Annotated in this window: 17 protein-coding genes; 10 read left to right on the forward strand and 7 right to left on the reverse strand. The window is 71.5% G+C overall.

The genetic code is table 11. The features are described from left to right. Positions 1-112 precede the first annotated feature (112 nt). From AMK26_RS10730 to AMK26_RS10770, 9 genes are all read left to right on the forward strand, one after another. Positions 113-1,330: an NAD(P)-dependent malic enzyme gene (locus AMK26_RS10730; RefSeq protein WP_073754280.1), complete on the forward strand. Its 1,218-nt coding sequence runs from the start codon at positions 113-115 to the stop codon at positions 1,328-1,330. Positions 1,331-1,608: 278 nt separating this feature from the next. After that, positions 1,609-2,181 (forward strand): phosphoesterase, encoded by a 573-nt coding sequence (locus AMK26_RS10735; protein ID WP_073754281.1) that lies wholly within the window; start codon positions 1,609-1,611, stop codon positions 2,179-2,181. Continuing rightward, positions 2,178-3,734: an alkaline phosphatase D family protein gene (locus AMK26_RS10740; RefSeq protein ID WP_073754282.1), complete on the forward strand. Its 1,557-nt coding sequence runs from the start codon at positions 2,178-2,180 to the stop codon at positions 3,732-3,734. Before AMK26_RS10735 ends, AMK26_RS10740 begins: the two co-directional genes overlap by 4 nt. A gap of 58 nt (positions 3,735-3,792) precedes the next feature. After that, the gene (locus AMK26_RS10745; RefSeq protein ID WP_073754283.1) at positions 3,793-4,758 is read left to right on the forward strand and encodes a zinc-binding dehydrogenase; all 966 of its coding nucleotides are present in this window, start codon (positions 3,793-3,795) and stop codon (positions 4,756-4,758) included. Between the two features lie 59 nt (positions 4,759-4,817). Further along, complete coding sequence (locus AMK26_RS10750; protein ID WP_073754284.1) at positions 4,818-6,158, forward strand: glycoside hydrolase family 5 protein; 1,341 nt, start codon at positions 4,818-4,820, stop codon at positions 6,156-6,158. Between the two features lie 32 nt (positions 6,159-6,190). Beyond that, a complete protein-coding gene (locus AMK26_RS10755; RefSeq protein ID WP_056794174.1) occupies positions 6,191-6,400 on the forward strand; it encodes a helix-turn-helix domain-containing protein in 210 nt (69 codons plus the stop codon). Further along, positions 6,400-6,969: a Clp protease N-terminal domain-containing protein gene (locus AMK26_RS10760; protein WP_073754285.1), complete on the forward strand. Its 570-nt coding sequence runs from the start codon at positions 6,400-6,402 to the stop codon at positions 6,967-6,969. Before AMK26_RS10755 ends, AMK26_RS10760 begins: the two co-directional genes overlap by 1 nt. Positions 6,970-7,000: 31 nt before the next feature. Continuing rightward, positions 7,001-7,270 carry a CopG family transcriptional regulator gene (locus AMK26_RS10765; protein WP_073754286.1) on the forward strand — a complete coding sequence of 90 codons (270 nt, stop codon included), beginning with the start codon at positions 7,001-7,003 and terminating at the stop codon, positions 7,268-7,270. Next, complete coding sequence (locus AMK26_RS10770) at positions 7,267-7,707, forward strand: type II toxin-antitoxin system VapC family toxin (protein ID WP_073754287.1); 441 nt, start codon at positions 7,267-7,269, stop codon at positions 7,705-7,707. The genes AMK26_RS10765 and AMK26_RS10770 overlap by 4 nt, the downstream gene beginning before the upstream one ends. Here AMK26_RS10770 and AMK26_RS10775 read toward each other — a convergent pair. Then, positions 7,704-8,528, reverse strand: a complete 825-nt coding sequence (locus AMK26_RS10775) for a PadR family transcriptional regulator (protein WP_073754288.1) — start codon at positions 8,526-8,528, stop codon at positions 7,704-7,706. The two genes, AMK26_RS10770 and AMK26_RS10775, sit on opposite strands and share 4 nt — an antisense overlap. A gap of 1 nt (position 8,529) precedes the next feature. Beyond that, positions 8,530-9,360 carry a DUF4097 family beta strand repeat-containing protein gene (locus AMK26_RS10780; RefSeq protein ID WP_073754289.1) on the reverse strand — a complete coding sequence of 277 codons (831 nt, stop codon included), beginning with the start codon at positions 9,358-9,360 and terminating at the stop codon, positions 8,530-8,532. Between the two features lie 125 nt (positions 9,361-9,485). Here AMK26_RS10780 and AMK26_RS10785 point away from each other — a divergent pair, with 125 nt between their 5' ends. After that, positions 9,486-10,298 (forward strand): hypothetical protein, encoded by an 813-nt coding sequence (locus AMK26_RS10785; protein WP_073754290.1) that lies wholly within the window; start codon positions 9,486-9,488, stop codon positions 10,296-10,298. On the opposite strand, the gene AMK26_RS10790 is transcribed toward AMK26_RS10785, so the two are convergent. The 5 genes from AMK26_RS10790 to AMK26_RS10810 all read right to left on the reverse strand — a co-directional run bounded on the left by AMK26_RS10790 (position 10,299) and on the right by AMK26_RS10810 (position 17,285). Further along, positions 10,299-10,481 (reverse strand): DUF6104 family protein, encoded by a 183-nt coding sequence (locus AMK26_RS10790; RefSeq protein ID WP_003961784.1) that lies wholly within the window; start codon positions 10,479-10,481, stop codon positions 10,299-10,301. It abuts the gene before it with no gap. Between the two features lie 115 nt (positions 10,482-10,596). Continuing rightward, entirely contained in the window at positions 10,597-14,433 is a 3,837-nt protein-coding gene (locus AMK26_RS10795; RefSeq protein ID WP_073754291.1) for a multifunctional oxoglutarate decarboxylase/oxoglutarate dehydrogenase thiamine pyrophosphate-binding subunit/dihydrolipoyllysine-residue succinyltransferase subunit, read from the reverse strand. A gap of 269 nt (positions 14,434-14,702) precedes the next feature. Beyond that, entirely contained in the window at positions 14,703-15,785 is a 1,083-nt protein-coding gene (locus tag AMK26_RS10800; protein WP_073754292.1) for a HAMP domain-containing sensor histidine kinase, read from the reverse strand. After that, positions 15,782-16,519 (reverse strand): response regulator transcription factor, encoded by a 738-nt coding sequence (locus tag AMK26_RS10805; RefSeq protein WP_073754293.1) that lies wholly within the window; start codon positions 16,517-16,519, stop codon positions 15,782-15,784. Before AMK26_RS10805 ends, AMK26_RS10800 begins: the two co-directional genes overlap by 4 nt. Positions 16,520-16,601: 82 nt before the next feature. Next, entirely contained in the window at positions 16,602-17,285 is a 684-nt protein-coding gene (locus AMK26_RS10810; RefSeq protein WP_073754294.1) for a spermidine synthase, read from the reverse strand. Positions 17,286-17,356: the final 71 nt, after the last annotated feature.

Consider the following 17,356-nt stretch of genomic DNA (forward strand, 5'->3'; position numbering starts at 1 on the left):
CTCCCTGCAAGGGCGGGCCAACCGCCTCGCGCAGGCACGGACGCGGTGCCCGCCCACCCCTCCTCAACCAGGAGTGGCCACCCTCGAACGAAATGACTTAAGGGGTCAACACATGGCAGCGGAGATCGTCAATCCTCGCAGCGACAGTGACAACAGCACCGAGAGTGCCTCCGACGAGCCCTTCGATCCGGCGTTCGCGCTGCATCGGGGCGGCAAAATGGCCGTCCAGGCGACGGTGCCGATCCGCGACAAGGACGACCTGTCCCTCGCGTACACGCCCGGCGTCGCCAAGGTGTGCAGCGCCATCGCGGAGCGGCCCGAGCTCGTGCACGACTACACCTGGAAGTCCCAGGTCGTCGCCGTCGTGACGGACGGCACGGCCGTGCTGGGACTCGGTGACATCGGCCCGGAGGCGTCCCTCCCGGTCATGGAGGGGAAGGCGATCCTCTTCAAGCAGTTCGGCGGCGTGGACGCGGTGCCCATCGCGCTCGCCACGACCGACACGGACGAGATCGTCGACACCGTCGTCCGCCTCGCGCCGTCCTTCGGCGGCGTGAACCTGGAGGACATCTCGGCACCCCGGTGCTTCGAGATCGAGCGCAAGCTCCAGGAGCGGCTCGACATCCCGGTCTTCCACGACGACCAGCACGGCACCGCCGTCGTCACCCTGGCCGCCCTCCGGAACGCGGCGAAGCTCACCGGGCGCGGCCTCGGCGAGCTGCGCGCCGTGATCTCCGGCGCCGGCGCGGCCGGTGTGGCCATCGCCAAGTTCCTGCTGGAGGCCGGCCTCGGTGACGTGGCGGTCGCGGACCGCAAGGGCATCGTCAGCCGGGACCGTGAGGACCTCACGCCGGTCAAGCGCGAGCTCGCCGAGCTCACCAACCGCGCCGGCCTCTCCGGCTCCCTGGAGAGCGCGCTGGCCGGCGCGGACGTCTTCATCGGCGTCTCCGGCGGTACGGTGCCGGAGCCGGCGATCGCGTCGATGGCGCCGAACGCCTTCGTCTTCGCGATGGCCAACCCGAACCCGGAGGTCCACCCCGACGTCGCGCACAAGTACGCGTCCGTCGTGGCCACCGGCCGGTCCGACTACCCGAACCAGATCAACAACGTGCTCGCCTTCCCCGGCATCTTCGCGGGCGCGCTGCAGGTGCGGGCGTCCCGGATCACCGAGGGCATGAAGATCGCCGCCGCGAACGCGCTGGCGGACGTGGTCGGTGACCAGCTGGCCGCCGACTACGTGATCCCGTCGCCGTTCGACGAGCGGGTCGCCCCGGCGGTGACGGCCGCGGTGGCCGCCGCCGCGCGTGCGGAGGGCGTCGCCCGGCGCTAGCACCCCCGTGCGGGGTGCGTGGCCGGGCGCCGGCACCTCTGTGCGGGGTGCGTGACCGCCGCGTGTACCCGGCGGGGTGCGTGTGTCCGACAAGGGCCCCGTTCCGGCTCCTGTGGGAGCCGGAACGGGGCCCTTCCGCGTGCCGGGGTTGGACTTTCCGTACGGGTCCTTGGACCGCCCGCGCAATGTTCGCCGCCGCTCTTCCGGAGGTTCATGTGGGGCTGCTGTGATGCAGCGCGCCAGGCCACCCCACGGACAACCGAACACAGGAGGCGCGAGTGAATCTGGTCGTCAACGGCGACGCCGAGAGCGGTCCCGGAGGTACCGCCGAGCCCGTCGGGACCGTCACCGGCTGGCAGGTCGTGCAGGGCGCGCCCGCACTGATCGCGTACACCCATGGCGGGGGTTACCCCACCGCCTCCGACCCGGGCCCCGCGCAGCGCGGCAGCCGGTTCTTCTCCGGCGGGAACTCGCCCCGCACCGCCCTGCTCCAGGACATCGCCCTGCCCGCCACCGGGACGACCGGCCACGCGGCCGTCGACGCCGGCCAGGTGCGGTACGCGGTGGGCGCCTGGCTCGGCGGATACGCGTCCCAGGAGGACGGCGCCCGGCTGTCGGTGGAGTTCCGGGACGGCAGGGGGACCCCGGTGGCCCTGAGCGTGCTGGGGCCCGTGACAGCCACCGAGCGGAGGAGCCGTACGGGACTGCTCCAGCGCACCGCCGGGTCGGCCGTACCGCCCGGCGCCCGCACCGCGCGCGTGCTCCTCGTTTTCACCCGTACCGGAAGCGGCACCTCCAACGACGGTTACGCGGACGGGATCACACTCACGCTCACGGGGGTACAGAAGTGACGCTCGACCGACGCGGCCTGCTGAAGGCCGCCGGAGCCGCCGGCGCCCTGAACGTCGTCTGGCCGCTCAGCGCGGGCCTCTCGCCCGCACAGGCGCGTGAGGCGGCCGAGGCGCTCGGCGCCGACTACGACCCGGCGCCCTTCACGCTCGGTGTCGCCTCCGGCGACCCGCAGCCGACCGGTGTCGTGCTGTGGACGCGCCTGGCGCCCGAGCCGCTCGCCGCCGAGCAGAAGCTGCCCGAGATCGTCGAGGTCGAGTGGGTCGTCGCCGAGGACCAGGCCCTCAGCCGGGTCGTGGCCCGGGGCACGGCCCCCGCCTCCGCGACGCTCGGCCACAGCGTCCACGTGCCCGTGGGCGGCCTCCAAGCGGGCCGCCACTACTGGTACGCCTTCAAGGCGCTGGGGAAGACCAGCCGCGTCGGCCGGACGAAGACCGCGCCGGTCGGCAGCGTCTCGCGGGTACGGTTCGCCGCCGCCAACTGCCAGGCGTTCCACGACGGCTACTACGCCGCCCACCGGGGCATCGCTCGCGAGAACGTCGACTTCGTCGTCCACCTCGGCGACTACATCTACGAACACGGGCCGGTGGGAGGCGACCACGTCCGTGACCACGAGGGGCCCGCGGTGCTCACGCTCGCCGACTACCGGCGCCGCCACGCCCTCTACAAGGGCGACGCCTCCCTGCGCGAGGCGCACGCCGCCCACCCGTGGTTCCTGACGTGGGACGACCACGAGGTCGTCAACGACTACAGCGGTACGGGCGGCGGGGCGCCGTTCATGCAGCGGCGGGCGGCCGCGTACCAGGCCTGGTACGAGAACATGCCGCACCGCGACAACTCCGCCACCGCCGCCCTGCCCGACCCCGAGATCCACCGGGCACGCCGCTGGGGCGACCTGCTGGAGCTCACCGTCCTCGACCTGCGCTCCTACCGGTCGGCCCAGAACCTGGCGAACGGCACCATCCTGGGCGCCGCCCAGAAGACCTGGCTCAAGGGGAACATCGACCGGGCGCCCGACTCCTGGCACGTGTGGGCCAACTCGATCATGCTCAGCCAGCTGCGGGGCCGGCCGGGCGGCTCGTACATGTTCACCGACCAGTGGGACGGCTTCCTCGCCGAGCGCAAGGAGGTCCTGAACCATGTCCACAGCAGCGGCCTGGAGGACCTCGTCGTCATCACCGGCGACTGGCACTCCGCCTTTGTCGACGACATCCGGGTCGACTTCGACGACACGTCGTCGCCGCTGGTGGGGACCGAGTTCACGGCCCACTCGGTGACCTCGGGCGCGTACTCCGCCGACTGGAACGCGACCAACGGCCCCCTCATGGGCAAGGCCAACCCGCATCTGAAGTACTTCGAGGGCAATCGGTACGGATACGACGTCTACGAGGTCACGCCGGAACGGTTCAGCACCCATATGCGGGTGATCGCCGACCGCCGCGACCCGCTCTCACCGGTCTCCACCCTCACCACCTTCCACGTGGACCGGGGGAGGACCGGCTCATACGAGGACCCGGCGACGAAGAACAGCCCCGCCCAGTGGAGGCGGGACTGACGTACGTCACACCGGTGCGCGGTTCCGCCGCGCACCGGCCCGCCCTAACCTCAAGGTCATGTTCGCTGCCTACGCCGCCCGAATCGACCGCGACCAGCCCCTGAACGGACTTGAGCTGGGCGAACGCCCCGCCCCCGAGGTCCGTCCCGGCTGGACCACCGTCACCGTCAAGGCCGCCTCCCTCAACCACCACGACCTGTGGTCCCTGCGGGGCGTCGGTCTGGACGAGGACAAGTTGCCGATGATCCTCGGCTGCGACGCCGCCGGCCTCGACGAGGACGGCAACGAGGTCGTCGTCCACTCCGTCATCGGCCAGAGCGGCCACGGCGTCGGCCCGAAGGAACCGCGCTCCATCCTCACCGAGCGCTACCAGGGCACGTTCGCCGAGAAGGTCGCCGTCCCGGTGTGGAACGTCCTGCCGAAGCCGAAGGAGCTGAGCTTCGAGGAGGCCGCCTGTCTGCCGACCGCGTGGCTCACCGCGTACCGCATGCTCTTCACCAACGCGGGCGTACGCCCCGGCGACTCGGTCCTCGTGCAGGGCGCGGGCGGCGGGGTCGCCACGGCGGCCATCGTCCTCGGCAGGGCGGCCGGGCTGCGGGTCTTCGCCACCAGCCGCGACGAGGCCAAGCGCAAGCGCGCGGTCGAGCTGGGCGCGGTCGAGGCGTACGAGCCGGGCGCGCGGCTGCCGCAGCGGGTGGACGCGGTCATCGAGACCGTCGGCGCGGCCACCTGGTCGCACTCGGTGAAGTCGCTGCGCCCCGGCGGCACGCTGGTGATCTCGGGCGCCACGAGCGGCGACCGGCCCTCGCACGCCGAGCTGACCCGGATCTTCTTCCTGGAGCTGAAGGTCGTCGGTTCGACGATGGGCACCAAGGACGAGCTGGAGGACCTGCTCGCCTTCTGCGCGGCGACCGGAGTGCGGCCGGTCATCGACGAGGTGCTGCCGCTGGACCGGGCGCGGGAGGGCTTCGAGAAGATGGCGGCCGGCGACCTGTTCGGCAAGATTGTCCTGACGAACTCTTGATGGAGCGTCAGTTCCGCTGATGGGATCTCCGGCACTGTCGATCGTGCCGGAGGTCCCCCATGCGAACCGTCGCTCTCGCGCTCTCCGCCCTGCTGGCCCTCGCCCCGTCCGCCCGGGCGGCGTCCACCGATCCGGACATACCCCGCCTCACCGACGACCGGGGCCGCGTCCTGACGCTGCGCGGCTGGAACGTCGAGGACAAGACGCACCGCGGTGACGCGGCGCTGTCCGCCATCACCGAGAAGCACTTCCGCGACATGCGCGCCCAGGGCTTCAACTTCGCCCGGCTGCTGGTCTTCTGGGACGACCTGGAGCCCAGGCGCGGCCAGTACAGCGAGGCGTACCTCCGCAAGATCGAGCGGATCCTGGACTGGGCGCACAAGCACGACATGTACGTCCTGATCGACGCCCACCAGGACGTCTTCGGCCCGGCCTTCGGCCACCGCGGCATCCCCGAGTGGGCCACCCGCACCGACGGCCTGCCGTTCACCCCGCACCCCGACGACTGGTTCGCCGAGTACTTCGAGCCGGCCGTCCAGCGCGCCTTCACGCACCTGTACGAGGACGAGGACCTGGCGGCCGCCCAGGCGAGGATGTGGCGCGTCCTCGCCGACCGCTTCGAGCACCACCCGGCCGTGCTCGGCTACGACCTCATCAACGAGCCGATGGGCGAGCTGCGCGAGGGCGAGGACCTGCCGACGGCGGCCCGGCGGATCGAGCGCGACCACCTCACGCCCATGTACAACCGGCTCGCGGACGCGGTCCGTTCGGTCGACGACGACAACTGGCTGTTCGTCGAGCCGACCCCGATCGTGGGCGAGGGCGTCCCGACCGGCCTCGGCAGGATCAAGGACCACAAGGTCGTCTACGCCCCGCACTTCTACAACACCGCGATGGAGGCGGGCGCGGACTACGACCCGTCGGCGGGCTGGATCGAGTCGTACGAGGCGGCGGTCACCGCCTACCCGAAGGAGTACCGCGTACCCATCGTGGTGGGGGAGTGGGGCCCGCTGAACAACTCCCTGCCGAACATGGGCCGCTTCTACCGCGAGGCGCTCGCGTCCCTGAACCGCTACAGCTCGGGGTGGGCGGGTTATGTCTGGTGCTACGGCGGCGGGTACTGCGCGGTGGACGGCTCGGGCGCCTGGCGTACGAACAAGGAGCAGACGGCCGCGCCGTACGCGGAGGCGGTGGCGGGCCGGGTGATCGCGCAGACCCCGTCCCGGCTGACGTACGTCGCGGGGCGCGGCGGCGCGACGGAGCTGTCCCTGCCTCCCGGCCCGAGCGGCTGGCGTGTGGCGGTGGAGGGCCGGGCGTGGGTGGTCCCGAGCCCGGCGGGGCGGGTGGTGGTACGCGCGGTGCCGGGCGCGACGGTCACGGTTGTCGTCAACCGGGGTTGACGTGGGCCCGTTTGTCAACGTAAGTTGACACCATGACCGAAGCAACCGATCTCGCCGCACGCGCGGGCGATCGCGACCCCCGGGTGGGCTTGCGGGCCGTGGCCGCGCTGCGGCGGCTGCTGGAGCAGCTGGAAGCCGTACAAGTCCGCAGCGCCCGGGCCCAGGGCTGGTCGTGGCAGGAGATCGCGGCCGAGCTGGGCGTCAGCCGGCAGGCCGTACACAAGAAGTACGGGAGGCATTGATGTTCGAGCGATTCACCGAGGCTGCCCGGAACGTCGTCAAGGGAGCCGTCACGTACGCGGAACGGGTGGACGCCGACTCCGTCACCGAGGAACACCTGCTGCTCGCCCTGCTGGACCTGGAGGGTACGCGGTCGGCCGTCGCCTTCGCCGCGCTCGGGATCACCGACCGGCGCGCCTCCGTGGAGTCCGCCCTCGCCGAGGCCCGCCGGCGCGGCGGCCTGACGCGGGCGGACGCGGACGCGCTGGCGGGCATCGGCATCGACGTGACGGAAATCGTCTCCAAGATCGAGGCGGCCCACGGGCCGGGCGCCCTGGCGGGCGACCGGAAGCCGAAACGCCGGTGGTCCGGCCACCTGCCCTTCACCCGTCCCGCGAAGGGCACCCTGGAGCAGTCCCTCCGCGTCGCGCTGGGCCGCGGCGACCGCCACATCGGCGACGAGCACCTCCTGCTGGCCCTCGCGGCCCGCCCCGGCGTCGTCGCGGACGTCCTCGCGGAGCATGGCGCGACGTACGGGGCGCTGGAGCGGGCGCTGCCCGGCTCGGGGGAGGGTGGGGTCAAGGCGAGCTGAGGGGGTGGTACATGACCTGTACCATTGAGGTATGGCGCTGAAGCGAACGAACGTGTACGCGGATGAGAGCGACCTCGCCCTCATCAAGGAGACGGCTGCCCGCAAGGGCATCTCCGAGGCGGAGATAATCCGCGAGGGCATCCATCGCATCGCCCTTGCCACCCGCATCTGGGACGAGCCGTTCCTCGACGACGAGGAGACCTTCGATCTCGGCGGTCCCGTCGGCGAGGATGAGATCCGCAGCGCGGTCGCGGCGGGCTGTGCGGCGCGGGAGCGACGCAACCAGGAGCGGAGCACGTGATCGCCGTAGCGGACACGTCGGGGCTGCTCACCCTCTTCAACCGGTCGGATCCGGCTCATCTGGCGGCGAGGAAGGCGGCAGACGCGTGCAGCCTTCTCGTCGCCACACCTCTCGCGCTCACCGAGGTGCACCAGGTGGCCACCTCCCGTGCCGGAAGGGCCGCCGCCGACAGCATCCTCCGCTCGCTTTCGACGCGGGCCAGGTCCACGCGTTTGCTCCTGGCCGACACCACGGCGGAACTCCTCGACGCCGCCCTGGCCGTACGGGCCCGCTACGGGCATCTCGATCTGGACCTCGTCGGCGCGGTGAACGTCTGCCTGGCGGCCGAGTACGGCACCGACGCCGTGCTCACGCGGGACATCCGGGACTTCCGTACCGTGCGGCCGATCAGTGGCGCGTACAGCCATTTCCGCATCCTGCCGGACGACCCTCTTTAGTCGCCCGGGCCCTTCAGCAGCGCGACGATGTGGGCCGACGCCGTGGAGAGGTGGCGGCGGGCTTCGGCAAGTTGCGTGGCGGTGACGCCGTGGTCGCGCGCCGCGTCGCGGATGTCGTCGCGGAAGCGGTCCAGCAGGCGCTCCAGGTCCCGCGCCGGGTCGGCGGACGTGCCGGAGTCGTGGGCCCACTCCGGCGGCGTCGGAGGGGCCGCGCCGCCCAGCAGGCCGCCCAGGCGCCCGGCGAGGTCGGCCAGGCCCTCGCCCCGCATCACATGGTCCTGGACCTGCTGGGCGATCCGCTGCATCTCCTGGCGCGCCGCCCGCGCGTCCTCGCGGGCGCGCCGGGACTCGTCCTTGGCCCGGCGTGCCTGGTCCTTCCACTCCTGCTTGGCCCGGCGCCACGCCGCCCAGTCGTCGCCCCCGGCCGGCGGCGTACGGGTCTCGCCCGCCGCGGCCCGCATCTCGCGGCGCAGTGTGCCCGCCGCGCCGCGCACGTCGTCGCGGATCTCGGCGGCCAGCTCGGAGACCGAGTCGCGGATCTCCCGCTCCAGGTCGGCCAGTTCGCCGCCGCGGCCGGCGAGTTCCGCGCGACCGGCGTCGGTGAGCGAGTACACCTTGCGCCCGCCCTCGGTGGCGTGCGTCACCAGGCCCTCCGCCTCCAGTTTGGCCAGGCGCGGGTAGACGGTGCCGGCGGAGGGCGCGTACAGGCCGTGGAAGCGCTCTTCCAGCAGCCGGATCACCTCGTAGCCGTGGCGCGGCGCCTCGTCGAGGAGCTTGAGCAGGTAGAGGCGGAGCCGGCCGTGGGCGAAGACGGGGGGCATGTCAGAGCACCTTTCCGGTGGGGGCTTCGGGCCGGCGGAGCAGCGCGATGGAGCCGGACACCGTGGTGGCCTTCAGGGTGCCCTTGCCGTTGCCGAGCCGGCCGGTGATCTTCTTGGAGCCCCACTGTCCGGTCACCCGCAGGTCCTCGAAGGCGGTGGAGACGCTCCCGCCGACGGTGTTGGCCTCGACCTCCGCGTTCGCGGGGTGCGGCAGCCGGATGGCGACCTCGCCCGAGACGGTGGTGAGCCGGATGTCGGTGGGCTCGCCGGCGGGGTCGAGGTCGATGACCATGTCGCCGCTGACCGACTCGCCGCGTACGGAGGTGGCGGCCCCGTCGACCACGGTGAGGTCGCCGGACACGGACTTGAAGCGGAGCTCCCCGGTGACGGCCTGGGCCTCCACGCCGCCGGAGACGGTGTCGGCGCGGACCTCGCCGGAGAGGCCGACGAGTGTGGTGTCGCCGGTGACGCCGCGTACGTCCGTACGCCCGCGGATGCCCGAGACGACGGCGCCGGCGCCGATCACGCCCACCTCGACGCGCGCGCCGGCCGGGACGGCGAGGGAGACGACGGCGCTGCGGCGCCTGCCCTTGCGGTCCAGCCAGTCGAGGATCCCCCGCCAGGGAAGGTCCTCGTAGGTGACGGTCAGGGTGGAGCCCTGCTGGGTGACGATCAGGGGCGGGCCCTCGATCTCGGAGACCTCCAGCCGGGCGGTGTCCTCGTCGGTGCCCACGACGTTGACGGTCCCGTCGACGATGCGCACGCTGAGCGCCGTCACGGGTGTGTCGTCGAGGGTCAGCTTGGTGGGCTCGGTGACGGACCACTCCGGCATGGGGCCTCCCTGGGACGTGACGCAACATATCGCGTCAGTTTCGATACACGATATATCGCGGTCCGGCGAAGTCAAGTGCGCCCCAACGTCGCCGTAACGGGACAAATTGGCCTAGCGTAAGCCGCATGAACGCGACTTCCCCGGGCGCGCTGCTGTTCTGCCGGGCCGACCGTGACTCCGTACGCCCGCCGGCCCTGCTGCTGCGCGAGCGGCTGCTCCTCGCCCCGGCCGGACCGGACTGGAGCGTGCTCGTCCCCGAGGGGAAGCCGTGGCTGGAGGGCGCCGACCCGGTCGACCGGGTCATCGCGGGCTGGGCCGGCGCCCTGACGGTCGGCGTGACGTGGCCGGTGGTGGCCCTGTGGTGGGACGCGGACCGCGCGGGATGCGTCCTCGCGACCGGCTTCCGCCGCCCCGTCGGCTACACCTGGCTGGCGGACGGCACCCCCGCCGGCGAGGACGAGGCCATGCACACCTTCGCCGCCCGCCTCGGGCTCGACCCCGTCCTGGACGTGCAGGACCTCGAACCCCTCACCCGCCCCGACAAGCACGCCGACGCCCCGGCCCGCCTGCTGGGCCTGCTGGCCGTCCTGTCCCGGCACGGCCTCACCCTCCCGCAGGGCCTCGTCCCCGGCGAACCGGCCGCCCGCCTGTGGGCCGCCGCCGAGGCCCGGGGGGCGGAGCCGGTGGAATGGCACGGCTGGCTCGACGCCGTACGCACCGAACTGGACGCCGTGGAGGAGGGCCCCCTCGGCCCCTGGCTCCGCGGCCCCCGCGCCCGCGCACTCGCCACCGCCCAACTGGCGGCGGGCCTCCCCCTCCTGGCCTGGGCGCTCACCCGCCGCAACCCCGGCTGGGCGACGGCGGCCGCGCTGCTGATCGCCCAGGGCGCGCTGGGCCTCACCTACGACCGCCTCCGCGCCCGCCCGCAGGGGCGGTGACTACTCGTCCTCGTCCTCGTCGTCCAGCCGTGCCAGCCACGTGGCCAGCCGCTCCACGGGAACCTCGAAGTCGGGGTTGAGGTCGACGAACGTACGCAGCTGCTCGGCGAGCCACTCGAAGGTGACCTCCTCCTCGCCGCGCCGCTTCTCCAGCTCCTCGATGCCACGGTCGGTGAAGTACAAGACGTGCTCCAAAAAGGTCAGAACGTTCCCCGTCAGGATATGCACTGCTCACGGCGGAGGGCCCGGCCCGCATCCTGAGATGCGCGCCGGGCCCTCCGACTCGTACGACCGCCGGTCAGGCGTCGAAGACCTCGGCCACCAGCTGGGCCTGCTCGGCCTCGTGGCGCTTCTTCGAACCCACCGCCGGCGACGAGCTGTGCGGCCGCGAGATGCGGCGCAGGCGCTCGCCGTGCGGGATGTCCGCGCCGACCGCCAGGTCGAGGTGGTCGATCAGGTTGAGCGCGATGAACGGCCAGGCACCCTGGTTCGCCGGCTCCTCCTGGGCCCACAGGTACTTCTCGGCGTTCGGGTACTTGGAGATCTCGGCCTGGAGCTCCGCACCCGGCAGCGGGTAGAGGCGCTCGAGGCGGATGATCGCCGTGTCCGTGACGCCGCGCTTCTGACGCTCGGCCTCCAGGTCGTAGTAGACCTTGCCGGAGCAGAAGACGACCTTGCGGACCGCGTTCGCCTCCACCGACTCGTCACCGATCACCGGGCGGAAGCCGCCGGTGGTGAACTCCTCCGCCTTCGACGCGGCGGCCTTCAGGCGCAGCATCGACTTCGGGGTGAAGACGATCAGCGGCTTGTGGTGCGGGTTGTGCACCTGCCACCGCAGGAGGTGGAAGTAGTTCGACGGCAGGGTCGGCATGGCGACCGTCATGTTGTTCTGCGCGCACAGCTGGAGGAAGCGCTCCGGGCGGGCCGAGGAGTGGTCCGGGCCCTGGCCCTCGTAGCCGTGCGGCAGCAGCAGCGTGACGCCGGAGGTCTGGCCCCACTTCTGCTCGGCCGAGGAGATGAACTCGTCCACGACGGTCTGCGCGCCGTTGACGAAGTCACCGAACTGGGCCTCCCACATCACCAGCGACTCGGGCCGGGCCAGCGAGTAGCCGTACTCGAAGCCCATCGCCGCGTACTCGCTGAGCAGCGAGTCGTAGACGTTGTAGCGGGCCTGGTCCTCGGAGAGGTACTGCAGCGGGGTGTAGTCCTCGCCGGTCTCCTGGTCCACCAGCACCGCGTGGCGCTGGCCGAAGGTGCCGCGGCGGGTGTCCTGGCCGGCGAGCCGGACCGGGGTGCCCTCCATCAGCAGCGAGCCGATGGCGAGGGTCTCGCCCATGCCCCAGTCGATCGTGCCGTCCTCGACCGAGGCCGCGCGGCGCTGGAGCTGCGGCATCAGACGCGGGTGGACGGTGATCCGGTCGGGGATGTTGACCTGCGACTCGGCGATCCGCTTCACGATCTCCTGGGAGACCGCGGTGGTGACGGCGACCGGGAACTCGGCCTGGGCCTCCGGGCTCTGCGCCGGGCCGGGCTGCGAGGTGGCCTCGCGGACCTCCGCGAACACCTTCTCCAGCTGGCCCTGGAAGTCCTGGAGCGCCTGCTCCGCCTCCTCCAGCGTGATGTCGCCGCGGCCGATCAGCGACTCGGTGTAGAGCTTGCGCACCGAGCGCTTCTTGTCGATCAGGCTGTACATCTGCGGGTTGGTGAACTGCGGGTTGTCGCCCTCGTTGTGACCGCGGCGGCGGTAGCAGATGAGGTCGATCACGACGTCCTTGTTGAACGTCTGGCGGAACTCGAAGGCGAGCCGCGCCACGCGGACCACGGCCTCCGGGTCGTCGCCGTTCACATGGAAGATCGGCGCCTCGATCATGCGGGCCACGTCGGTCGCGTACATCGACGAACGCGACGACTCCGGGGCGGCGGTGAAGCCGACCTGGTTGTTGATGACGATGTGGACCGTGCCGCCGGTGCGGTAGCCGCGCAGCTGCGACATGTTGAGCGTCTCGGCGACGACACCCTGGCCGGCGAAGGCCGCGTCACCGTGCAGGGCGACGGGCAGGACGGTGAAGTCCGTGCCGCCCTTGTTGATGACGTCCTGCTTGGCGCGGACGACACCCTCCAGGACCGGGTCGACCGCCTCCAGGTGCGAGGGGTTGGCGACCAGCGAGACCTTGATCTGCTCGCCGTCCAGGCCGGTGAAGGTGCCCTCGGCGCCCAGGTGGTACTTCACGTCGCCGGAGCCGTGCATCGACTTCGGGTCGAGGTTGCCCTCGAACTCGCGGAAGATCTGCGCGTACGACTTGCCGACGATGTTCGCGAGGACGTTGAGGCGGCCGCGGTGGGCCATGCCGATGACGACCTCGTCGAGGCGGGACTCGGCGGCGGAGTCGATGACCGCGTCCAGCAGCGGGATGACGGACTCGCCGCCCTCCAGCGAGAACCGCTTCTGCCCGACGTACTTGGTCTGCAGGAACGTCTCGAACGCCTCGGCGGCGTTGAGGCGGCGCAGGATCCGCAGCTGCTCCTCGCGCTCCGGCTTGGAGTGCGGGCGCTCGACGCGGTCCTGGATCCACTTGCGCTGCTTGGGGTCCTGGATGTGCATGAACTCGATGCCGGTGGTGCGGCAGTACGAGTCGCGCAGCACGCCGAGGATGTCGCGCAGCTTCATCATGGACTTGCCGCCGAAGCCGCCGACGGCGAACTCCCGCTCCAGGTCCCAGAGCGTCAGGCCGTGCTCGGTGATGTCCAGGTCGGGGTGCTTGCGCTGGCGGTACTCCAGCGGGTCGGTGTCGGCCATGACGTGGCCGCGGACCCGGTAGGAGTGGATCAGCTCGAAGACCCGCGCGGCCTTGGTGACGTCGTCGTCGTGCGACGCGTCGATGTCCTTGAGCCAGCGGACCGGCTCGTAGGGGATGCGCAGCGACTCGAAGATGTCGTCGTAGAAGCCGTTCTCGCCGAGCAGGAAGTTCGCGACGATACGGAGGAACTCGCCCGACGCGGCACCCTGGATGACCCGGTGGTCGTACGTCGAGGTGAGGGTCATCACCTTGGAGATGCCCAGCTTGTTCAGGGTGTCCTGCGAGGTGCCCTGGAACTCGGCCGGGTAGTCCATCGAGCCGACGCCCATGATGACCGACTGACCGGGCATCAGACGCGGCACGGAGTGGACGGTGCCGAGGCCGCCGGGGTTGGTCAGCGAGACGGTGACGCCGGTGAAGTCGTCCATCGTCAGCTTGTTGTTGCGGGCGCGGCGGACGATGTCCTCGTACGCCTGCCAGAACTCGAAGAAGCCGAGCGTCTCGGCCTTCTTGATGCCCGCGACGACCAGCTGGCGCTCGCCGTTGGGCTTGACCAGGTCGATGGCGAGGCCGAAGTTGACGTGCTCCGGCTTGACCAGGACCGGCTTGCCGTCCTTCTCCCCGTAGGAGTAGTTCATCGACGGCATGGCCTTGATGGCCTGCACCATCGCGTACCCGATGAGGTGTGTGAAGGAGATCTTCCCGCCGCGGGCGCGCTTGAGGTGGTTGTTGATGACGATGCGGTTGTCGAACAGCAGCTTCACCGGGACGGCGCGGACCGAGGTGGCGGTCGGCAGCTCCAGCGAGGCGTTCATGTTCTTGGCGACCGCGGCGGCCGGGCCGCGCAGCGGCACGTACTCGGGGCCGGCGGGGGCGGCGGGGGCGGCCTTGGGCTCCGCCTTGGCGGCGGGCGCGGGCGCGGGTGCGGACGCGGGCTTCGCGGCGGGGGCCGGGGTGGCGGGCGCCGGGGCCTTGGCGGCGGGAGCCTGGGCGGCAGCGGCCTGTGCGGGTGCCGCTGCTGCCGGCTGCGCCGGGGGGGCCGGGGCCTGGGGCTGGGCCTGAGCCGGGGCCTGGGCGGGGGGCGCGGTATTCGCAGCCCCCGCGGCTACGGCACCCTCGCCCGCGGGCTTGTCCGCCGAGCCGGACGCGGCGCCCGGCTTGTAGTCGGCGAAGAAGTCCCACCAGGCACGGTCGACCGAATTCGGGTCCTGGAGGTACTGCTGGTAGATCTCGTCGACGAGCCACTCATTGGCACCGAACGCGGCGGCAGGGTTCGAAGGACCCTGCCCGTCTTGGTCGGTCGAGATACTCGAGTTACTGGGGGACTGAGACGACACGGCGGCAACCGCCCTCTTCCGCTTCACAAGGTGATGGACAGCGGAAATAAAGGCTACGCCTCCCTGGCCGGGACGTGCAGACCGGGCGCTCCATCGTCGCGTAGATCACATCTGGAGATGTGTTTCGGCGCTGGAAATGGCGGGAAACAAGCGTGGTTGCCCTGCGATTGGGTAGGGGACAGCGCGGCTGCGGCCCCTGCCGGCGCACACCCTCGGCCACGTCCTGCCTGTCTCTACGCAGAACGAGCCCTTCCGGTTCGAACCCTACGTCAACCGCGCTGCTGAGGGATCCCTGGAAGGGTGACCTGAATACGGCATCCACGTGCGGATTCGGCCACCCCGATGCGCCCGCCGTGCAGATCGACCGCCCAGCGGGCGATCGCCAGGCCCAGTCCCGTACCGCCGTCGCTGCCGGGACCGTGCGGTGCCGGGACGCTGCCCCGGTTGAACCGCTCGAAGACCTTGTGCCGCTCGGACTCCGGGATGCCCGGCCCCTCGTCCACCACTTCCAGGTTCAGCGACTCCGGCAGCGGCCCGCGCCGGGCCCGTACCGTCACCCGGCCGTGCGGCGGTGAGTGCTTCACGGCGTTGTCGATCAGGTTCGCCACCACCTGGTGCAGCCGCTCGCTGTCCGCGTGCGCCGTCAGCTCGGGCGGCGACACGTCCAGGTGCAGATGCACATCCGTACGGGTGTGGCTGCCCGAATTGGACCCCAGCCCGCGCTGCGCGGCGGCCAGATTGGCCTCCTTCAGCACGCCCGACAGGTACGGCCACACCTCGAAGCGCCGCGACCGGAGCGGTACGACACCGTTGTCCAGCCGTGACAGGTCCAGCAGCGTCTCCACCAGCCGGCCCAGCCGCTCGGTCTGCTTCAGCGCGGTGCGCATGGTCTCCGGATCGGCGGCCGAGACGCCGTCCACGACGTTCTCCAGCACCGCGCGCAGCGCCGCGATCGGCGTACGCAGCTCGTGCGAGACATTCGCCACCAGCTCCTTGCGGTGCCGGTCCACCGCCTCCAGGTCGTCGGCCATGCGGTTGATCGTGGAGGCCAGGTCGCCCAGCTCGTCCCGGCGGTCGGCGCCGCGCACCCGGCGGGTGTAGTCACCGTGCGAGATGGACTTCGCGACCGTGTTCATCTCGTCCAGCGGCGCGGTCAGGCCGTGCGCCACGAACTGGGTGATCAGCAGCGTGGCGATCACCGAGAAGACGGTGATGAAGCGCAGCTCGGTCTCCGTGCGCAGGGCCACCATCAGCAGGCCGGTCGTGATGAAGACCGACACGACGACGAGGGTGCCCAGTTTGGTCTTGATCGAGATCGAGACCGAGCGCAGCCGGGACCGGAGCGATCTCATGGCGCGGGCGTCTCCAGGGCGTAACCGACACCGTGCACCGTACGGATCCGCTCGGCTCCGATCTTGCGGCGCAGCGCCTTGATGTGGCTGTCCACGGTCCGGGTGCCCGACGCGTCCGCCCAGTCCCACACCTCCGCGAGCAGCTGCTCGCGGGAGAGGACCGCGCGGGGGGTGTTCGCCAGGCAGACCAGCAGGTCGAACTCGGTCGGCGTGAGATGGACGTCCTCGCCCTTGACCCGTACGCGCCGCTGCGCGTGGTCGATCTCCAGCTCGCCGAGCCGCAGGATGCCGCTGCGCGGCGTGACGGCGGCCAGCGCCGCCCGCTCGACGCGCCGCAGCAGGACGTGCACCCGCGCCGCGAGCTCCCGCATCGAGAACGGCTTGGTCATGTAGTCGTCCGCGCCGACCCCGAGGCCGACGAGCATGTCGGTCTCGTCGTCGCGGGCCGTCAGCATCAGCACCGGCACCGGCCGCTGGGCCTGCACCCGGCGGCAGACCTCCAGGCCGTCGAAGCCCGGCAGCATGACGTCGAGGACCATCAGGTCCGGCTGCCACGCCTCGGCCGCGTCCACGGCCGCCGGGCCGTCGGTGGCCGTCTGCACCAGGAAGCCCTCGGCCCGCAACCGGGCGGAGATGGCCTCGACGATGGTGGTGTCGTCCTCGACGACCAGCACGCGGCGCTGTGTACCCGGCGCGACCGCCGTGCCGTTGTGGCTGGTGTGTGTCTGCTCCATCGCCCCGCCCCTGTCGCGTCCTGCGCGAGCGTGTAGATCCGTGTGTTCGGTCAGCAGCGTAAAGGCACCGACCGCGTCCCGGCTACGCAGGGCGAACAGCGAGGTGGACCACGTCCGGTACGCCCCGGGCAACGGGGACCTCTTCGGTTCTTACCCCGCTGAACCCGGCATTCCGCAATGACTCTTCGAAATCGGCGGACGGCTGGGCGGACCACACGGCGAGGACTCCGCCGGGGTTCAGCCGGGCCGCGCAGGCCGCCAGACCGGCCGGTGAGTAGAGGCTGTCGTTGTCCTCCGTGACGGTCCAGCCGGGGCCGTTGTCGATGTCCAGGCACAGCGCGTCGAACGTGTCGGGGGAGCTGTGGACGTACGCGACGAGGTCGTCGTGCACCAGCACCGTGCGGGGATCGGCGAGCGCCTCGCCGGAGATCCGGGCGAGCGGGCCCTCGCGGTGCCAGTCGATGATCGCCTCCTCCCGCTCGACGACCGCGATACGCCCCCAGGCGGGCTGGCCGGCCGCGTGCGCCAGCGAGAACCCGACCCCGAGCCCGCCGACGAGCACGGAGGGGTGCGGCCGGGTTCCGAGCGCGCGGAGGGCGGCGTCGACGAGCAGCCGTTCGGACCGGCCGTCGGAGGTGTCCATCAGGAAGGTGCCGTTGGCGATGATCTCGAAGTCCTCGCCGCGCCGGCGCAGCACCACCTCGCCGTACGGGCCCTCACGGCGGTCGAGCGTCAGGGGTGTTCGCGCGTGTGTCGTCACAGCCATGATCCTCAGCGTAGCGAGGGGCGGGCCCGTCGCTGTGACCTATGTCATGGACCGGGCCGCACATGATCGTG

Origin of the sequence: Streptomyces sp. CB03234, from assembly GCF_001905885.1 — a bacterium.
Taxonomy (GTDB): Bacteria; Actinomycetota; Actinomycetes; order Streptomycetales; family Streptomycetaceae; genus Streptomyces.